This is a genomic window from Pseudomonas sp. RU47 (genome assembly GCF_004011755.1).
In the GTDB taxonomy this organism is placed as follows: Bacteria; Pseudomonadota; Gammaproteobacteria; order Pseudomonadales; family Pseudomonadaceae; genus Aquipseudomonas.
Map to the genome: position 1 here is coordinate 1102568 of NZ_CP022411.1, position 14670 is coordinate 1117237.

Sequence of the window (14670 nt, forward strand, 5' to 3'; positions counted from 1 at the left end):
GAAGGCTGCGATCTTTTGATTTTGTTTTAAGGGAATCAAGATCAAAAGATCGCAGCCTGCGGCAGCTCCTGCACGGGTCCTCGATCTACCCCTCTCTCAGGAATTCGCAGCTGTGCCGCGTCGCATCAACAGAGCGCTTTTGCCGCTCAGTGTTCTGGCTTTTACCCTGGGTCTTGGCGGCTGCATCTCAACCGAAGGAATTGCCCCGCAGGGCAAGGCATTGGAAGCCAATTCACTGGCCACCGACGACGCCATCGCCCATGCCGCCCGTGACGCCAATTGGCCCACCGCGCAATGGTGGCAAGCCTACGGTGACCCGCAACTCAATCGCTGGATCGACCTCGCCGTGCAAGGCAGTCCGACCATGGCCATGGCTGCTGCGCGAGTGCGTCAAGCCAAAGCCATGGCCGGCGTCGCCGAATCCGCCGAGTCATTGCAGATCAATGGCGAGTCAACGATCAAGCGGCACAACTGGCCGACCGATCAGTTCTACGGTCCGGGCGAGCTGGCCAACACCACGACCTGGGACAACAACGCCGCGCTCGGTTTCAGCTACGCGCTCGACCTCTGGGGCCGTGAAAGCAATGCCAGCGAACGTGCGGTGGACCTTGCGCACATGAGCGCGGCCGAGGCGCGATTGGCGCAGCTTGAATTGCAGAACAACATCGTTCGCGCCTACATCGAACTGTCGCTGCATTACGCCCAGCGCGACATCGTCGCGGCGACGCTCAAGCAGCAACAGCAGATTCTCGATCTGGCACAGAAGCGTTTGAATGGTGGCATCGGCACACACTTCGAAGTCAGTCAGGCCGAAACGCCGTTGCCGGAAACCCATCGGCAAATCGATGCGCTGGATGAAGAGATCGCCCTGAGTCGCAATCAACTTGCCGCGCTGGCGGGTAAAGGGCCGGGGGCGGGCGCGCAGTTGCAGCGCCCGACATTGTCCCTCGGTGCTGCGCTGAAACTGCCGTCGGCATTGCCCGCCGAACTGCTCGGCCAGCGTCCGGATGTGGTTGCCAGTCGCTGGCAGGTCGCGGCGCAGGCGCGTGGTATCGATGTGGCGCACGCCGGTTTTTACCCCAACGTCGATCTGGTCGGCAGTCTCGGTTACATGGCCACCGGCGGTGGCGCGCTGGAGTTTTTGACCGGCAAGAAACTCAACTACAACGTCGGTCCGGCGATCTCTTTGCCGATCTTCGACGGTGGCCGACTGCGTGCCGAACTCGGTGAAGCCTCCGCCGGTTACGACATCGCTGTGGCGCATTACAACCAGACGCTGGTGAATGCGCTGAAGAATATCTCCGACCAGTTGATCCGCCGCGAGTCGATGGACAAGCAGCAAGGTTTTGCCGCCGAGTCGGTGGCCACGGCGCAGAAGACTTACGACATCGCGATGATCGCGTATCAGCGCGGCCTCACCGATTACCTCAACGTGCTCAATGCGCAGACGTTGCTGTTCAAGCAACAGCAAGTTCAGCAGCAGGTGCAGGCGGCGCGGTTGAGTGCGCATGCCGAGTTGGTGACTGCGCTGGGTGGTGGCCTCGGTGCCGGCAACGATGTGCCGGCGGCCGAGAAAACCCAGGCACCGAAAACCCCGGCACTCCTGCATTGAACACACAACCCATTGTAGGAGTGAGCCTGCTCGCGATGAGGGCCTGTCAGTCTGCATTTATGTTGGCTGACACACCGCTATCGCGAGCAGGCTCACTCCTACAGGGACCGCGTCTTGCCTGAATCCATGAGCACAATTAAATGACTCCCTTGCCCGCACCGCTGCGCTGGCTCTACTCCCTGGAATGGCGCCGTGGTTTCTTCGACTGGGCGCGCAGCGATGGCGTGACCTGGGTCTACATCTTCAAGGTGTTGATCGCCGCTTTCCTCACGCTGTGGCTGGCCATGCGCCTGGAACTGCCGCAACCGCGCACGGCGATGATCACCGTGTTCATCGTCATGCAGCCGCAGAGCGGCCAGGTGTTTGCCAAGAGTTTCTATCGCTTCCTCGGGACGCTGGCCGGGTCGGCGATGATGGTCACGCTGATCGCGTTGTTTGCGCAGAACACCGAACTGTTCCTTGGCTCGCTGGCGATCTGGGTCGGCATCTGCTCGGCCGGAGCCGCGCGTTGCCGCAACTTCCGTGCTTACGGTTTTGTCCTCGCAGGCTATACCGCCGCGATGGTCGGGCTGCCGGCGCTGGCGCACCCGGACGGCGCATTTATGGCAGCGGTGTGGCGGGTGCTGGAAATCTCGCTGGGGATTCTCTGCTCGACCCTGATCAGCGCCGCGATCCTGCCGCAAACCGCCAGCGCCGCCATGCGCAATGCCTTGTATCAGCGATTCGGTGTGTTCGCTTTATTCGTCACCGATGGCCTGCGCGGGCGCAGCAAAGCCGAGTCTTTCGAGGCGAGCAACGTGCGTTTTATCGCCGAAGCCGTGGGCCTCGAAGGCTTGCGCAGTGTCACCGTGTTTGAAGACCCGCACATGCGTCGGCGCAACGGTCGCCTGAGCCGTTTGAACAGCGAATTCATGGGCATCACCACGCGGTTCAACGCTTTGCATCAGTTGCTTGAACGCTTGCGTGGCAATGGCGAAGAACATGTGGTCGCGGCGATCAGACCGGGCCTGCAGGATCTCGCCGAAGTGCTCGACGGCTTCAGTGGTCGCGCCCTGACCAGCCCCGATGCCGCGCGCTTGGCGACAGCGCTTGCGAGCTACAAGGAAGGCCTGCCGGCACGCGTGCGCAGCCTGCGCGCTATCTTCCAGGAGAGCGAGCCGAGCGACGCCGAGCAACTGGATTTCCACACCGCGTACGAATTGCTCTATCGCTTCGTCGACGACTTGCACAGTTATGCACAGACCCACGCATCCTTGGCCGATCACCGCCACGAGCGCGAGCGCTGGGACGAGCCGTTCACCCCGCAAACCAACTGGTGGGCAGCTGCTGCATCGGGCATTCGCGCCTCGTTCATCCTCGTTGTATTGGGCAGTTACTGGGTCGCGACAGCGTGGCCAAGCGGCGCGACGATGACCCTGATCGCCGCCGCCACCGTAGGCCTCTCCGCCGCCACACCGAACCCGAAACGCATGGCCTTTCAGATGGCGTGCGGGACCTTCCTCGGTGCGCTGATCGGCTTCGTCGAGATGTTTTTCATCTTCCCGTGGATCGATGGTTTTCCGCTGCTGTGCGTGATGCTCGCGCCGGTGATCGTCCTCGGCTCGTTCCTCACGTCGCGCCCGCAATACGCCGGGGTCGGCCTCGGTCTGCTGATCTTCTTCAGCACCGGTTCGGTGCCGGACAACCTGACCATTTACAACCCTTACACCTTTATCAACGACTACATCGCCATGGTCATGGGCATGCTGGTCTGTGCCGCTGCCGGGGCGATTATTCTGCCGCCGAACAGTCGCTGGTTGTGGAAGCGCCTGGAGCAGGATCTGCGTGGTCAAGTGGTCTATGCGATCAGCGGCAAACTCAAAGGTCTGGCCTCGAGTTTCGAGAGCCGTACCCGCGATTTGCTGCACCAGGCCTACGGTCTCGCGGCCGGTCAACCGAAGGTGCAGAAGAACCTGCTGCGCTGGATGTTCGTGGTACTGGAAGTCGGCCACGCGATCATCGAGTTGCGCAAGGAGCAGGCGATCCTGCCGGTGCACCCGGCCTATGCCGAATCGCAGCCGTGGCGCCAGGCAATCCGCGTGATGGGCCGCGCGCTGGTGCGACTGTTTCTGCAACCGAACTCCAGCAATCTCGAACGCGCACTGGTCGCGGTCGACCATGCGATCAGTCGCGTAGCGGCCACTGACGAACCGTTCGCCCCACACTTCGACACCTCGGCGTTGCGCCGGGTGAAGAGCTATCTGCACTTCATCCGTACCTCGCTGCTCGACCCGCAATCACCGCTTGCTGCCTACGCCATCGCCAAGCCGGAAGGACTTGCCCATGCCTCGTGAAATCGCCTTCCACGGCGTGTACATGCCGACCATGACTTTGATGTTTTTCATCGCTGCGGCGCTGGCCTGGGCGGTGGACCGGTTCCTGTCCGGGTTCGACCTGTACCGCTTTTTCTGGCACCCGGCGCTGCTGCGTCTGAGTCTGTTTACCTGTCTGTTCGGCGCCATGGCGCTGACTGTCTACCGTTGAGACTATCTTGATGAAAAAGTTTTTCAGCCTGCTCGCGACCCTGCTGGTGCTGGCCCTGGCGTTGTGGATCGGCCGCACGTTGTGGGAGCACTACATGAACACGCCGTGGACCCGTGATGGCCGCGTGCGCGCCGACATCATCAATGTCGCCGCCGACGTTACCGGTGAAGTCATCGATGTGCCGGTGCGCGACAACCAACTGGTGAAGAAGGGTGATTTGCTTATGCAGATCGACCCAGAGCACTACCGCATCGCGGTCAAGCAGGCGCAGTCGCTGGTCGCTTCGCGCAAGTCGACCTGGGAGATGCGCAAGGTCAACGCCCACCGCCGCGCCGACCTCGACAACCTGGTGATCTCCAAGGAAAACCGCGATGACGCCAGCAACATCGCCGACGCCGCGCTGGCCGATTACCAACACGCCCAAGCGCAACTGGAAGCCGCTGAACTCAACCTCAAACGCACCGAAGTGCGCGCGGCGGTCGACGGTTATGTGACCAACCTCAACGTGCATCGCGGTGACTACGCACGCATCGGCGAGGCGAAAATGGCCGTGGTCGACATGAACTCGTTCTGGGTTTACGGCTTCTTCGAAGAGACCAAACTGCCCCACGTCAAAGTCGGTGACAAAGCCGACATGCAGTTGATGAGCGGCGAAGTGCTCAAGGGCCATGTGGAAAGCATTTCGCGCGGTATCTATGACCGCGATAACCCGGAAAGCCGCGAGCTGATTGCCGATGTGAACCCGACCTTCAACTGGGTGCGCCTGGCGCAACGGGTGCCGGTGCGCATTCATATTGATGAAGTGCCGGAAGGTGTGCTGCTGGCGGCGGGGATTACCTGCACGGTGGTGGTGAATCAGAGCGCAGTGGACAACTGACAGACCGTGTCGCTCCTTTCGCGAGCAGGCTCGCTCCCACAGAGGTCATGCATTTCAAATGTGGGAGCGAGCCTGCTCGCGAATGGGGCGACTCGGTATTTCCAGACTGATAACGAGCAATCACTCAGCGCAAAACGTCTCCTGCAAATGCAGCCAGAACACTCGCCCGGATTCGAGTTTTTCAAACACCACCGTCGAGCGCCGATCCGTGTGCACACCGCTCGCGTCGGTCTGCTGCTCGCGGTAACTCACGGTCGCGCCGCGCTGATGCAGGGCAATCACGCGTAACTCACTGAGCTGGATTCTGAAGCCTTTCTTCTGCCCGCCTGCGGCTCGGAACAGCAGGCGCAAGGCATCGACATCCAGTGTTCGGCCCAACGGCGTCACCATGGTAAAACGCGGTGAAAAACGCGCCAGCAATCGCTGCAGCGCGGCGTCATCTTCTTCTACGGCAAACCATCGTTCGATGGCTTCGTGCGCCTGGATCACTTCGTCCAGGTAGGGCGTGGCGTCATTCATGCAGTTTTTTCCTCAAGGGCAGGTGGGTTCAATAGCGCGAGCACGTGGGTCGAGTCAAAACGCAGGACGGCGACCATTGGCAACAGGGTCAGCAGCGCGGCGGCGATAAAGCAGGCACTGAAACCGTCACCACCCAACGCGCCCAGCAGTGAGCTGAGCAGCGCCGCCGCGAGGCAGAAACCGAGTTGGCGATTGATGTTCCACAGGGCACTGGAGTGGCCCATTTTTTCTGGCGTAATGCCGACGAACGCCAAGCTCTGCGCGGTGACGCTGCACAGGCTGCCGCCCAACCCCATAAGGGCGTAGGCGATGATCAGCGGCGTGCTGGCCGGTTGTTCGATGCGCATTAGCAAAACGATGCCGACGCATTGCAGGAGCATGCCGGCGCTGAGCAATGGCTTGGGGCCGATGCGGTTGAAACTGCGTTTGCCAAGCATGATCCCCACGCCCGAACCGACGGCCCACGGCAGCATCAATGCGCCGGTCTGCGCCGCGCCGACACCGAGGGTATGCAGGTACAACACGGCAATCATGTGGGTGCCGGTGAACACCCCGGGCACACACAAGTAGATCAACATCGCCAGACGCAGCGACGGGTGCTTGATCAGTTGCAGGTCGAGGATCGCGCCGGGTTTGCGCCAGCCATCGCGCAGGTAAAAGCCCAGGATCAGGAGGCTGAGTATCAGCACAATGATGCCGAGTGCTCGGGTGCTGGCGTCGCTTACCAGGCTGACGGCGATCAACAACAAACTCAGTGCCGACGCCGCCAGCAACAGGCCACGGGCGTCCAGCGTCGGGCGCTCATGCAAGGGCTGATCGGCTTTCAACCAGAGCAGGCCGAGCCCGAATGCGAGCAGTGTCAGCGGCAGATTCAGGTAGAAAATCCAGCGCCACGACAGCGCCTGAACGATCAGTCCGCCGGCCGCTGGCGACAGTGCCGGCACCAGCAGCGCCACCAGCAACACCACACCGGTGAAGTGCGCGCGTTGCGTCGCCGGAAACTGTCGATACGCCAGGGCTTGGCCCACCGGCAGCAGCAGTCCGCCACCGAGCCCCTGCAGGAGTCGCCAGGCAATCAGGCTTTCAATCGATCCCGCTTGCGCCACCAGTGCCGAACCGACGCCGAACAACAGCAGCGACGCGAGGATCAGCCGGCGCTCGCCAACCCGTGTCGCCAGCCACACGCTCAGCGGAATGATCAGCGTCAGGCCGAGCATGTAGGCGTTGCTGATCCACGCCAGTTGCGTCACCGAGGCGTGCAGTTGTTGAGCGATGTCGGGGTAAGCGATGCTGGCGACGAACATGTTCAGCAGGTCGAGCGCGAAGCCCAACAAATACACCAGCGCGACTTTCGAGCGATAAGCCATGGCAGCTTCCCTGTAATGAGACGTGCAGGGTAGGGCGCTTCCGGTCGTAGGAAAACGCTGGTTTGCCTGCTAGTTTGTCAAAATTATTTTGACAAGGAGTGCCGTGGATATGGTCAGCCTGGATCGTTTTGACACCTTCAAAGCTGTGGTCGAGGCCGGTTCTCTGACCGCTGCCGCCGATACGCTGGGGCAAACGCGCGCGGTGGTCAGCTTCAACCTCAAACGCCTGGAGGAAGAACTGGGCGTGACCTTGCTCACGCGCAATACCCGGCAACTGGCGCTGACCGATGCCGGTGAACGCTTTTATCGACGCTGTTTGCGCACGCTGGATGAGGCGCGGCTGGCGATCGAAGAGGCGCGTTCCGAACACGCACAACTCAAAGGCACACTGCGCATCACCACGACTGTCGAGTTTGCCTTGGCTCAGGTGGTGCCGGCGCTGGAGGTGTTTCGCCAGCAGCAACCGCAACTGAACATTCATTTGTCGACGTCTTCGACCCATGCCGATCTGATTTCCGAGCGCTTTGACATGGCGATTCGGCTGGGGCGCATGCACGACTCCAATCTGCGTGCGGTGCAGTTGTCGACGTTCGAAATATTTGCCGTGGCGGCGCCAGGGTTGATCGAGCGCTTCGCGCCGGTGGTCACGCTGGCAACGCTGGAGTCGATGCCGACGTTAGGGCATGGACGAGTGCCGGAAATGACCATAACCGACCCGCACGGCGTGGAGCATTTCTACCAGCCAAAACCGGGAACCACTGCCATCGTCGCGGACAACTCGGCGACGCTGCGGGCGTTTGCGTTGACCGGGCAAGGCGTGGCGATTTTGCCGCAATGGCTGATTCAGGACGATCTTGATGCCGGACGGTTACAGCGTTTGCTGGTGGATTACCGGTTTGCGCCGCAAGGGGTGTATGCGCTGTACCCGGACACCCGGCATTTGCCGCTGAAAGTGCGGGCGTTCATTGATTTCATGAAGGGCTGGGGATGAGTGTTGGCTGATCTGGCCTCTTCGCGAGCAGGCTCGCTCCCACACAGAGATCCAATGTGGGAGCGAGCCTGCTCGCGAAAGCGTGAACCCGGTCTCAGAGCTTCGCGCGCAACCCGAACCGCTTCATCAACGTCGATTCGAGCAAGCCCTTGGGCAACAACGCCGCCAGCAACGGCAACGCCCGGCTGCCATTACCAATGCGGATCAAGCGCGGCGGTTTGCTCTGCTGTACAGCCTTCAACAACACAGCCGCAAACTCATTGGCCGGCGTCGGTTTGTCCTGTGAAGCCTTGGCCCGTGCCCGGATGCCTTCACGCAGTGGAAACCACGGTGACTGCTCGTTGATCAACTGCTCGGCTTCATGCCCTGCATTCTTGGCGAAACTCGATTGAATCGCCCCCGGTTGAACCTCCATGACGCGTACACCAAACGGCGCGAGTTCCATGCGCAGGGCATCACTCAATGCGTGCACGGCTGCTTTCGAGGCGCAGTAAGCACCGGCAAACGGCGTGACCAGCACACCGGACACACTGCCGATATTCACCACCAGACCCTTGGCCCGGCGCAGCACCGGAAACAACGCGCGAGTGACGCCGACAATCGAAAACACATTGGTCTCGAACTGGCGCTGCATGGCCGCCACGCCGCCATCGAGCAGCGGCCCCATGGCGCCGTAACCGGCGTTGTTGATCAGCACGTCGAGGCCGCCGTGTTGCTGGTTGATCCGCTCGCCGAGTTGCTCCAGCGCCGCATTGTCGTTGACGTCGAGTTGCACGGCGGTGAACCCGGCAGACGCCAGCAACGCGACATCTTCAGCCTTGCGCGCACTGGCCCAGACTTGGAAACCGGCGGCTTTGAACGTATCGGCGAGGGCACGGCCGATGCCGCTGGAACAACCGGTAATCAACGCAACGGGCATGGCGCATTCCTTGTGCAAATAGAGTGGTGAAGGGGATCAGTCGGAGAAACTGCCTTGCAATCGCTCGGCGCGAAACTCCAGGGTTTGCGGGCGATAACCGGGGCGCAGCGGCGGCATCGGCAGACAGTCTTCCCATTCGCCGCCGGCTTGCAGTTCGCCAGGGCCGCGATAGCGTGGCGCGGTGTATTGGTTGTCGGCCAGATTCACCGTGTCGCCCGGCGCATAGGCTGCAATGCGCCAGCGTAGCTCGGTGAGGGGCACGTCGTTGCCGTTTTTCATTTTCAGTTGCAACGGACGATCGGCCGGGCATTGCTCCGGTGCATAGCTGATACGCATCTCAAGGCGCGCCAGTTGTTTGATCTCGCGGTTGTCCAGCCACACCACCCACATGGCGACAAAACCCAGGCCAATCGCCGCCGCCACCGAGACCGGCAAGGCCTTGGCCGGGTAGCGCAACAGCAGGATCAACCAGGTGATGACCAGCAGAATGCCGATGAACATGCGCACAACCTCGAGGAGAGAGAGGGTCATCCTACCTAAGCGTAGGTGAGGTTGGCGATGGGCATCGGGACTTGCGGTGTCTGACCGGGCCTCTTCGCGAGCAGGCTCGCTCCCACTTTTGGAATGCGGACAACTGTGGGAGCGAGCCTGCTCGCGAAGAGGCCGGTTCAGACGACACAGACTTCGAACAAAAAAAGCCCCCACCCAACCCACTGCGGATAGGGGACGCAGCGGGCTGGACGGGGGCTTCTTGTTTTATCGATCAGTTATTGCGCGATGGTCTTCACCGACACGCCACGTTCGATCGGGGTGGAGCGACCGTAGATATCTTCGAAGCGTTCGATATCGTCTTCACCCAAGTACGAACCCGACTGAACTTCGATGATTTCCAGCGGGATCTTGCCCGGGTTGCGCAGGCGGTGCACCGAGGCGATCGGGATGTAGGTCGACTGGTTTTCGCAGAGCAGGAACACGTTTTCATCGCAGGTCACTTCAGCAGTGCCGCTGACCACGATCCAGTGCTCGGCGCGGTGGTGGTGCATCTGCAGCGACAGGCACGCGCCCGGTTTCACCGAGATGTGCTTGACCTGGAAGCGCCCGCCCATGTCCACCGAGTCATACGAACCCCACGGACGGTAAACCTCGCAGTGGTTCTGGGTTTCGCTGCGGCCCTGCTCGTTGAGGGTGTTGACCATCTGCTTGACGCCCTGAACCTTGTCTTTGTGGGCGATCATCATGGCGTCTTTGGTTTCGACCACGACGATGTTTTCCAGACCGATCACCGACACCAGTTTACCGTTGCCGTGGATCATGCAGTTCTTGCTGTCCTGAATCACCACATCGCCCTTGGTGACGTTGCCGTTGGCGTCTTTCTCGTTGACTTCCCACAGCGACGACCAGCAACCGACATCGCTCCAGCCGGCGGTCAGCGGCACGACGCAGGCGCGCTGGGTTTTTTCCATGACGGAGTAATCGATGGAATTGTCCGGGCAGCAGGCGAAAGTGGCTTCGTCGAAGGTGATGGTGTCGGCGTCTTGCTGGCTGCGTTCGAGGGTCAGCAGGCAGGTGTCGTAGATGTCCGGATCGTGCTTTTTCAGCTCTTCGAGGAAGCGGCTGGCGCGGAACAGGAACATGCCGCTGTTCCAGTAGTAGCCGCCGGATTCGACGTACTCGGTGGCACGTTTGACGTCAGGTTTTTCGACGAAATGCGAAACGCGGCTGACGCCTTCGGGCAGCAGCGAATCACCGGTGGATTTGATGTAGCCGTAACCGGTTTCCGGTTTGGTCGCCGGCACGCCGAACAGGACCATTTCGCCGTTTTCGGCGGCGACGGTGGCCAGGGCCAGCGCGCGTTGCAGGGCTTTCTGATCTTCGAGGACGTGGTCGGCGGGCAGCACCAGCATCAACTCGTCACGGCCTTCATTGACCAGCATCATCGCGGTCAGCGCCACGGCCGGCGAGGTGTTGCGGCCGAACGGTTCCATGAGGATGCGCTGGCATTCCAGGTTGCGATTGGCCAACTGCTCGTTGACGATGAAGCGGTGTTCCTTGTTGCAGACCACGATCGGGGTGTCCATGCCTTCGAACACCAGGCGTTCGAGGGTCTGCTGGAACAGGGTGTGTTCGCCGGTCAGGGCGAGGAATTGCTTAGGGAACTGCTTACGCGAAAGCGGCCAGAGACGCGAACCGCTACCACCTGACAAGATCACCGGAATCATATTGTTTACTCCATAAAATCGATTGGTTAGAGGTACGAACGCTGTGTCGTTTCACTCTTGTTTTTGTCTCGTACCCGAACTGACAACCCGGTCAAGGGTGGGAGCGAGCCTGCTCGCGAAAGCGGCGTATCAGTCGACATTGATGTTGGATGTCGGACCGTATTCGCGAGCAGGCTCGCTCCCACAGGGGGCACTGCGTCAGTTCGGAAAAATCGTTAGCGAGTCGATACCGGGCGTTTCACCCAGACTGGCGACAGGCTGCTGCCGCTGCCGGTGACGTACAGCACCGCTGCCTCACCGCGCTCCAGTGCAACCGGCTTCACGTCGCCTACTTTCTTGTCACCTTGGTACAGCGCGAGGCTGACTTTCACCGGGTTGATTTCACGTTCGCCACGGCCCTTGGCGGCCACGTTAGGCACCACGTCGGTCTTGCCGTCAGCAGTCTTCAGGGTCAGCGGTTTGTCGCTGAGGTTCTGCACGCGCACCAGGGATTTCTGCTTGTTCTTGAACGGCGGCTCTTCGATCAGTTGCGGCGCGCCGGAAGCGTTGTTGACCAGGGTGTAGTAGTGGTCACCGGCGAGTTTCACCGGCAGCGTCTGGCTGCCGACCTTGGCGCTGTAATCACCGCCCGGCATGAAGCTGAAGTCGCTGCTGGCCAGTGGCGCAACGTCGCTCAGGTTAGTGCTGCCGACAGTGGCGCTGACTTCAGCGTTGCTGGCGTTGTAGACGCGCACGAAGGACGAGCCTTTCGGTGCAGTCGGGCCATAAAGTGCGGCGTCGCCACCGGCAAAGGCTGGGACGGAAAGCACGCTGAGGCCAGCAACCAGAGCGAAGCTTTTAGCGAGACGACGAGGAGTAGTAGTGAAAGTCATGGTGTACCTCTCTTTCAGTTTTGCGCCCGATCGGGCGTCTCGGATTTAGTGTTGATTGCTACGTTTTGTTGGCGTGCGCCGGCTTGTTTAAGCTCTGCGACCCACTGCGGGTCGGCGTCGCCGATTTCGTTGTTCACAGGCAGATAACGTTCAGGAAACTCCCAGATCAGCACCTGTGGCGGGCTGTTCTTGAAGTCATCGCTTTTCAGGTAGCTGAGCATCGGCAGGATCGGGCCGTGGCCGTCTTCGGCGTAGCTCACCACGTCGCTGTGCAGCGCTTGTTTCAGCGCACCGACGAAGTTCCAGTTGGGGTTGGCGCTGTAGCTGGTGCCGACCAGTGCCACTGGCACTTCATTGCTGGCGAACAGCGCGTCATCACCAGCAGGCTGATCGCCGGCTGCGACGGTGTTGCGCTTTTGCAGTGGCTCTTGCGCCGGCATCAGGTTTTCAAACAACGGATCGAGCGGCAGGAACAAGCGCAGGTCGCCCTTGTGCGTGACCTTCTCCGCCGGCGTGGTAACGAAGCGTTGGGGCTCGCCGCTGAGCGGGAACTTGTCGGCGATGGTTTTCGCCAGGGTGTTGGCTGCAATCTCGGCGCCTTCCGGCGTCCAGTGGGTGTCGGTGCGCAGGAACACTTGCTGACCGTTCTGCTTGGCCTGTTGCAATGGCTTGAGCAGGTCAGGGGCGAGGATCTTGTCGGCCGCAACACGGGCGTGGAAATCCTCATAAAGGTTTTCGTGAATGCTCGCCGGTTTCACTTCACCCAGATGTTCCGGGTACAAACGAACCTTGGCCGGCACGATCGCCATCACCAGTTTCACGCCTTTGTCTTTGAGGGTCTGGCGCACGCCTTCGACCAGCGCGTAGTTGCCTTGCAGGTTCAGCTCTTCGTTGACGATCGGGTTGAATTCCTCATCGCTGTACAACCACTGATCGCGACCGAGCACCACGCCCGGACGACCTTCGTTGAACAGTTTGAAATCCAGCGCGGCCCAGAGGTTGGTGCCCAGACGCTTGATCGGGAATTCTTCGTCGTAATGAGTTTCCACAGCCTTGGTCCAGCGGCCGTTGAGCACCGTCGCATCGGCGTTGGTGCTGAAGCCGAAGAAGCTGCGAACCGACCACAGACCGAGGACCAACAGGGTCACCAGGAACAGGGCGATGTAGAAGATGCGTAATGAGCGGGTCATGTCAGATCCCTCAGAACTGGAAGTAAAGGAACGGCGAGAAGCTTTGCGCCGAGAGTTTGAGAATCGAGGCGATGAACAGCAGCAGGATCAAGCCGCGCATCACGTAGCGCGACCAGTCCGCGCTCCAGTAGGCCGGTTGCACCTGGGCTTCGACGCCGACGGTGTAGCCGGGCTCATGGATGCTCGCCGGGTTTTCGCCGGGTGCGGCTTTGATCATTCCCGGAGTCGCCGTGGCAGGGCCGTTGGCCTCGACGTTGACTTCAGGTTTGCTCTTGGCCGGCGGCTGATTGGTGTACAGATCACGCAGGCCGAAGAACGCCAGCGTCACGTACGCCACCACGAGGGTCGCCACTTGCAGACCGGTGAGGCTGGCCTGATTGAGTTCCGACAGCGACCAGTCGCCAAAGCTGAACATCGCACCGTACATACGCCCGGCAACGTGCAGATTCTCGGCGCGGAAAATCACCCAGCCCATGACCACCAGCAGGAAGGTCAGCGCCCAGCGGATCGGGTTGAGGCTGCGTGGCGAGGTGTTCAGGCCCAGCGCTTTTTCAATCGCCAGCCACATGCCGTGCCATGCGCCCCAGACGATGTAGGTGATGTTCGCGCCGTGCCACAGACCACCGAGGAGCATGGTCAGGAACAGGTTGCGATAGGTCATCAGCGTGCCTTTACGGTTACCGCCGAGGGTGATGTACAGATAGTCACGCAGCCAGGTCGACAGGCTGATGTGCCAGCGGCGCCAGAACTCGGTGATCGACTGGCTGATGTACGGCTGTTTGAAGTTTTCCATGAAACGGAAACCCATCATCAAGCCCAGACCGATGGCCATGTCGCTGTAACCGGAGAAGTCGAAATACAGCTGCGCGGTGTAGGCCAGCGCGCCGAGCCAGGCATCACCGGTAGTCGGGTTTTGCAGGGCGAAGCAATGGTCGGCGACCACCGCGAGGGTGTCGGCGATAAAGACCTTCTTGATGAAACCCTGCATGAACCGCGTGCAGCCCTCGGAGAACTTGTCGAGGGTGTGCGTGCGATTGTTGAACTGATCGGCGAGGTCGCGGAAACGCAACACCGGGCCGGCAATCAGGTGCGGGAAGATCGCCACGAATGCCGCGAAGTCGATCAGGTTGCGCGTCGCCGGGGTATCGCCGCGATACACGTCGATGATGTAGCTGATCGACTCGAAGATGTAGAACGAGATACCGATCGGCAACAGCACGTGGGTGAGGATGAACGGCTCAAGACCGACCGACGTCATCATCGCGTTGATGCTGTCGACGCCGAAGTTGGCGTACTTGAAGTAGCCGAGGATGCACAGGTCGACTGCGACACCGAGCAGCAGCCAGCGCTGAGCCGGTTTGGTTCGTACGCCGGCGGCACCGACTTTGAGGCCGATCCAGTAGTTCCACAATGTGACGGCGGCGAACAGCGCGAGGAAGTCCACACGCCACCAGGCGTAGAACACGTAGCTGGCGATCAGCAGCAGCAAATTGCGATAGCGTTGCCCGCTCAAGTAGTACAAGCCGAGAAAGATCGGCAAGAACAGAAACAGGAACACGTTGGATGAAAATACCATCCCGA

General features: G+C 60.8%; 13 protein-coding genes. 5 read left to right on the top strand and 8 right to left on the bottom strand.

The genetic code is table 11. The features are described from left to right. The first annotated feature begins 112 nt into the window (after positions 1–112). The 4 genes from CCX46_RS04860 to CCX46_RS04875 all read left to right on the top strand — a co-directional run bounded on the left by CCX46_RS04860 (position 113) and on the right by CCX46_RS04875 (position 5012). Positions 113–1612: an efflux transporter outer membrane subunit gene (locus CCX46_RS04860; RefSeq protein WP_127925900.1), complete on the top strand. Its 1500-nt coding sequence runs from the start codon at positions 113–115 to the stop codon at positions 1610–1612. 140 nt (positions 1613–1752) lie between these two features. Beyond that, positions 1753–3945: an FUSC family protein gene (locus CCX46_RS04865; RefSeq protein ID WP_127925901.1), complete on the top strand. Its 2193-nt coding sequence runs from the start codon at positions 1753–1755 to the stop codon at positions 3943–3945. Next, positions 3935–4135: a DUF1656 domain-containing protein gene (locus CCX46_RS04870; RefSeq protein WP_007914106.1), complete on the top strand. Its 201-nt coding sequence runs from the start codon at positions 3935–3937 to the stop codon at positions 4133–4135. Before CCX46_RS04865 ends, CCX46_RS04870 begins: the two co-directional genes overlap by 11 nt. Before the next feature lie 10 nt (positions 4136–4145). Then, positions 4146–5012: an efflux RND transporter periplasmic adaptor subunit gene (locus tag CCX46_RS04875; protein ID WP_038357606.1), complete on the top strand. Its 867-nt coding sequence runs from the start codon at positions 4146–4148 to the stop codon at positions 5010–5012. Positions 5013–5132: 120 nt separating this feature from the next. Here CCX46_RS04875 and CCX46_RS04880 read toward each other — a convergent pair whose 3' ends face one another. Beyond that, complete coding sequence (locus CCX46_RS04880; protein ID WP_127925902.1) at positions 5133–5531, bottom strand: DUF4440 domain-containing protein; 399 nt, start codon at positions 5529–5531, stop codon at positions 5133–5135. Then, positions 5528–6898: an MFS transporter gene (locus CCX46_RS04885; RefSeq protein WP_127925903.1), complete on the bottom strand. Its 1371-nt coding sequence runs from the start codon at positions 6896–6898 to the stop codon at positions 5528–5530. Before CCX46_RS04885 ends, CCX46_RS04880 begins: the two co-directional genes overlap by 4 nt. Positions 6899–7007: 109 nt before the next feature. On the opposite strand from CCX46_RS04885, the gene CCX46_RS04890 reads away from it, so the two are divergent. Further along, positions 7008–7889, top strand: coding sequence for a LysR family transcriptional regulator (locus CCX46_RS04890; protein WP_127930354.1), 882 nt, complete (start codon positions 7008–7010; stop codon positions 7887–7889). A gap of 94 nt (positions 7890–7983) precedes the next feature. Here the strand turns inward: CCX46_RS04890 and CCX46_RS04895 are convergent, their stop codons facing one another. The 6 genes from CCX46_RS04895 to CCX46_RS04920 form a co-directional block, all read right to left on the bottom strand. After that, a complete protein-coding gene (locus CCX46_RS04895) occupies positions 7984–8808 on the bottom strand; it encodes an SDR family oxidoreductase (protein ID WP_127925904.1) in 825 nt (274 codons plus the stop codon). Between the two features lie 36 nt (positions 8809–8844). After that, on the bottom strand, positions 8845–9309 hold the full coding sequence (locus CCX46_RS04900; protein ID WP_127925905.1) for a multidrug transporter: 465 nt from the start codon (positions 9307–9309) through the stop codon (positions 8845–8847). Positions 9310–9575: 266 nt separating this feature from the next. After that, a complete protein-coding gene (locus tag CCX46_RS04905; protein ID WP_127925906.1) occupies positions 9576–11027 on the bottom strand; it encodes a mannose-1-phosphate guanylyltransferase/mannose-6-phosphate isomerase in 1452 nt (483 codons plus the stop codon). 215 nt (positions 11028–11242) lie between these two features. Next, positions 11243–11899, bottom strand: a complete 657-nt coding sequence (locus CCX46_RS04910; protein WP_127925907.1) for an alginate O-acetyltransferase AlgF — start codon at positions 11897–11899, stop codon at positions 11243–11245. A gap of 14 nt (positions 11900–11913) precedes the next feature. Next, on the bottom strand, positions 11914–13089 hold the full coding sequence (locus CCX46_RS04915; protein WP_127925908.1) for an alginate O-acetyltransferase: 1176 nt from the start codon (positions 13087–13089) through the stop codon (positions 11914–11916). Between the two features lie 10 nt (positions 13090–13099). Then, positions 13100–14665, bottom strand: a complete 1566-nt coding sequence (locus tag CCX46_RS04920) for an MBOAT family O-acyltransferase (protein WP_016985188.1) — start codon at positions 14663–14665, stop codon at positions 13100–13102. Positions 14666–14670 lie beyond the last annotated feature (5 nt).

Excerpts from the sequence above, each read along its gene's own strand:
- CCX46_RS04910 (WP_127925907.1), bottom strand. The coding sequence starts at position 11,899 with ATGACTTTCACTACTACTCCTCGTCGTCTCGCTAAAAGCTTCGCTCTG.
- CCX46_RS04885 (WP_127925903.1), bottom strand. The coding sequence starts at position 6,898 with ATGGCTTATCGCTCGAAAGTCGCGCTGGTGTATTTGTTGGGCTTCGCG.
- CCX46_RS04890 (WP_127930354.1), top strand. The coding sequence starts at position 7,008 with ATGGTCAGCCTGGATCGTTTTGACACCTTCAAAGCTGTGGTCGAGGCC.
- CCX46_RS04900 (WP_127925905.1), bottom strand. The coding sequence starts at position 9,309 with ATGTTCATCGGCATTCTGCTGGTCATCACCTGGTTGATCCTGCTGTTG.
- CCX46_RS04875 (WP_038357606.1), top strand. The coding sequence starts at position 4,146 with ATGAAAAAGTTTTTCAGCCTGCTCGCGACCCTGCTGGTGCTGGCCCTG.
- CCX46_RS04905 (WP_127925906.1), bottom strand. The coding sequence starts at position 11,027 with ATGATTCCGGTGATCTTGTCAGGTGGTAGCGGTTCGCGTCTCTGGCCG.
- CCX46_RS04880 (WP_127925902.1), bottom strand. The coding sequence starts at position 5,531 with ATGAATGACGCCACGCCCTACCTGGACGAAGTGATCCAGGCGCACGAA.
- CCX46_RS04915 (WP_127925908.1), bottom strand. The coding sequence starts at position 13,089 with ATGACCCGCTCATTACGCATCTTCTACATCGCCCTGTTCCTGGTGACC.
- CCX46_RS04920 (WP_016985188.1), bottom strand. The coding sequence starts at position 14,665 with ATGGTATTTTCATCCAACGTGTTCCTGTTTCTGTTCTTGCCGATCTTT.
- CCX46_RS04865 (WP_127925901.1), top strand. The coding sequence starts at position 1,753 with ATGACTCCCTTGCCCGCACCGCTGCGCTGGCTCTACTCCCTGGAATGG.
- CCX46_RS04895 (WP_127925904.1), bottom strand. The coding sequence starts at position 8,808 with ATGCCCGTTGCGTTGATTACCGGTTGTTCCAGCGGCATCGGCCGTGCC.
- CCX46_RS04870 (WP_007914106.1), top strand. The coding sequence starts at position 3,935 with ATGCCTCGTGAAATCGCCTTCCACGGCGTGTACATGCCGACCATGACT.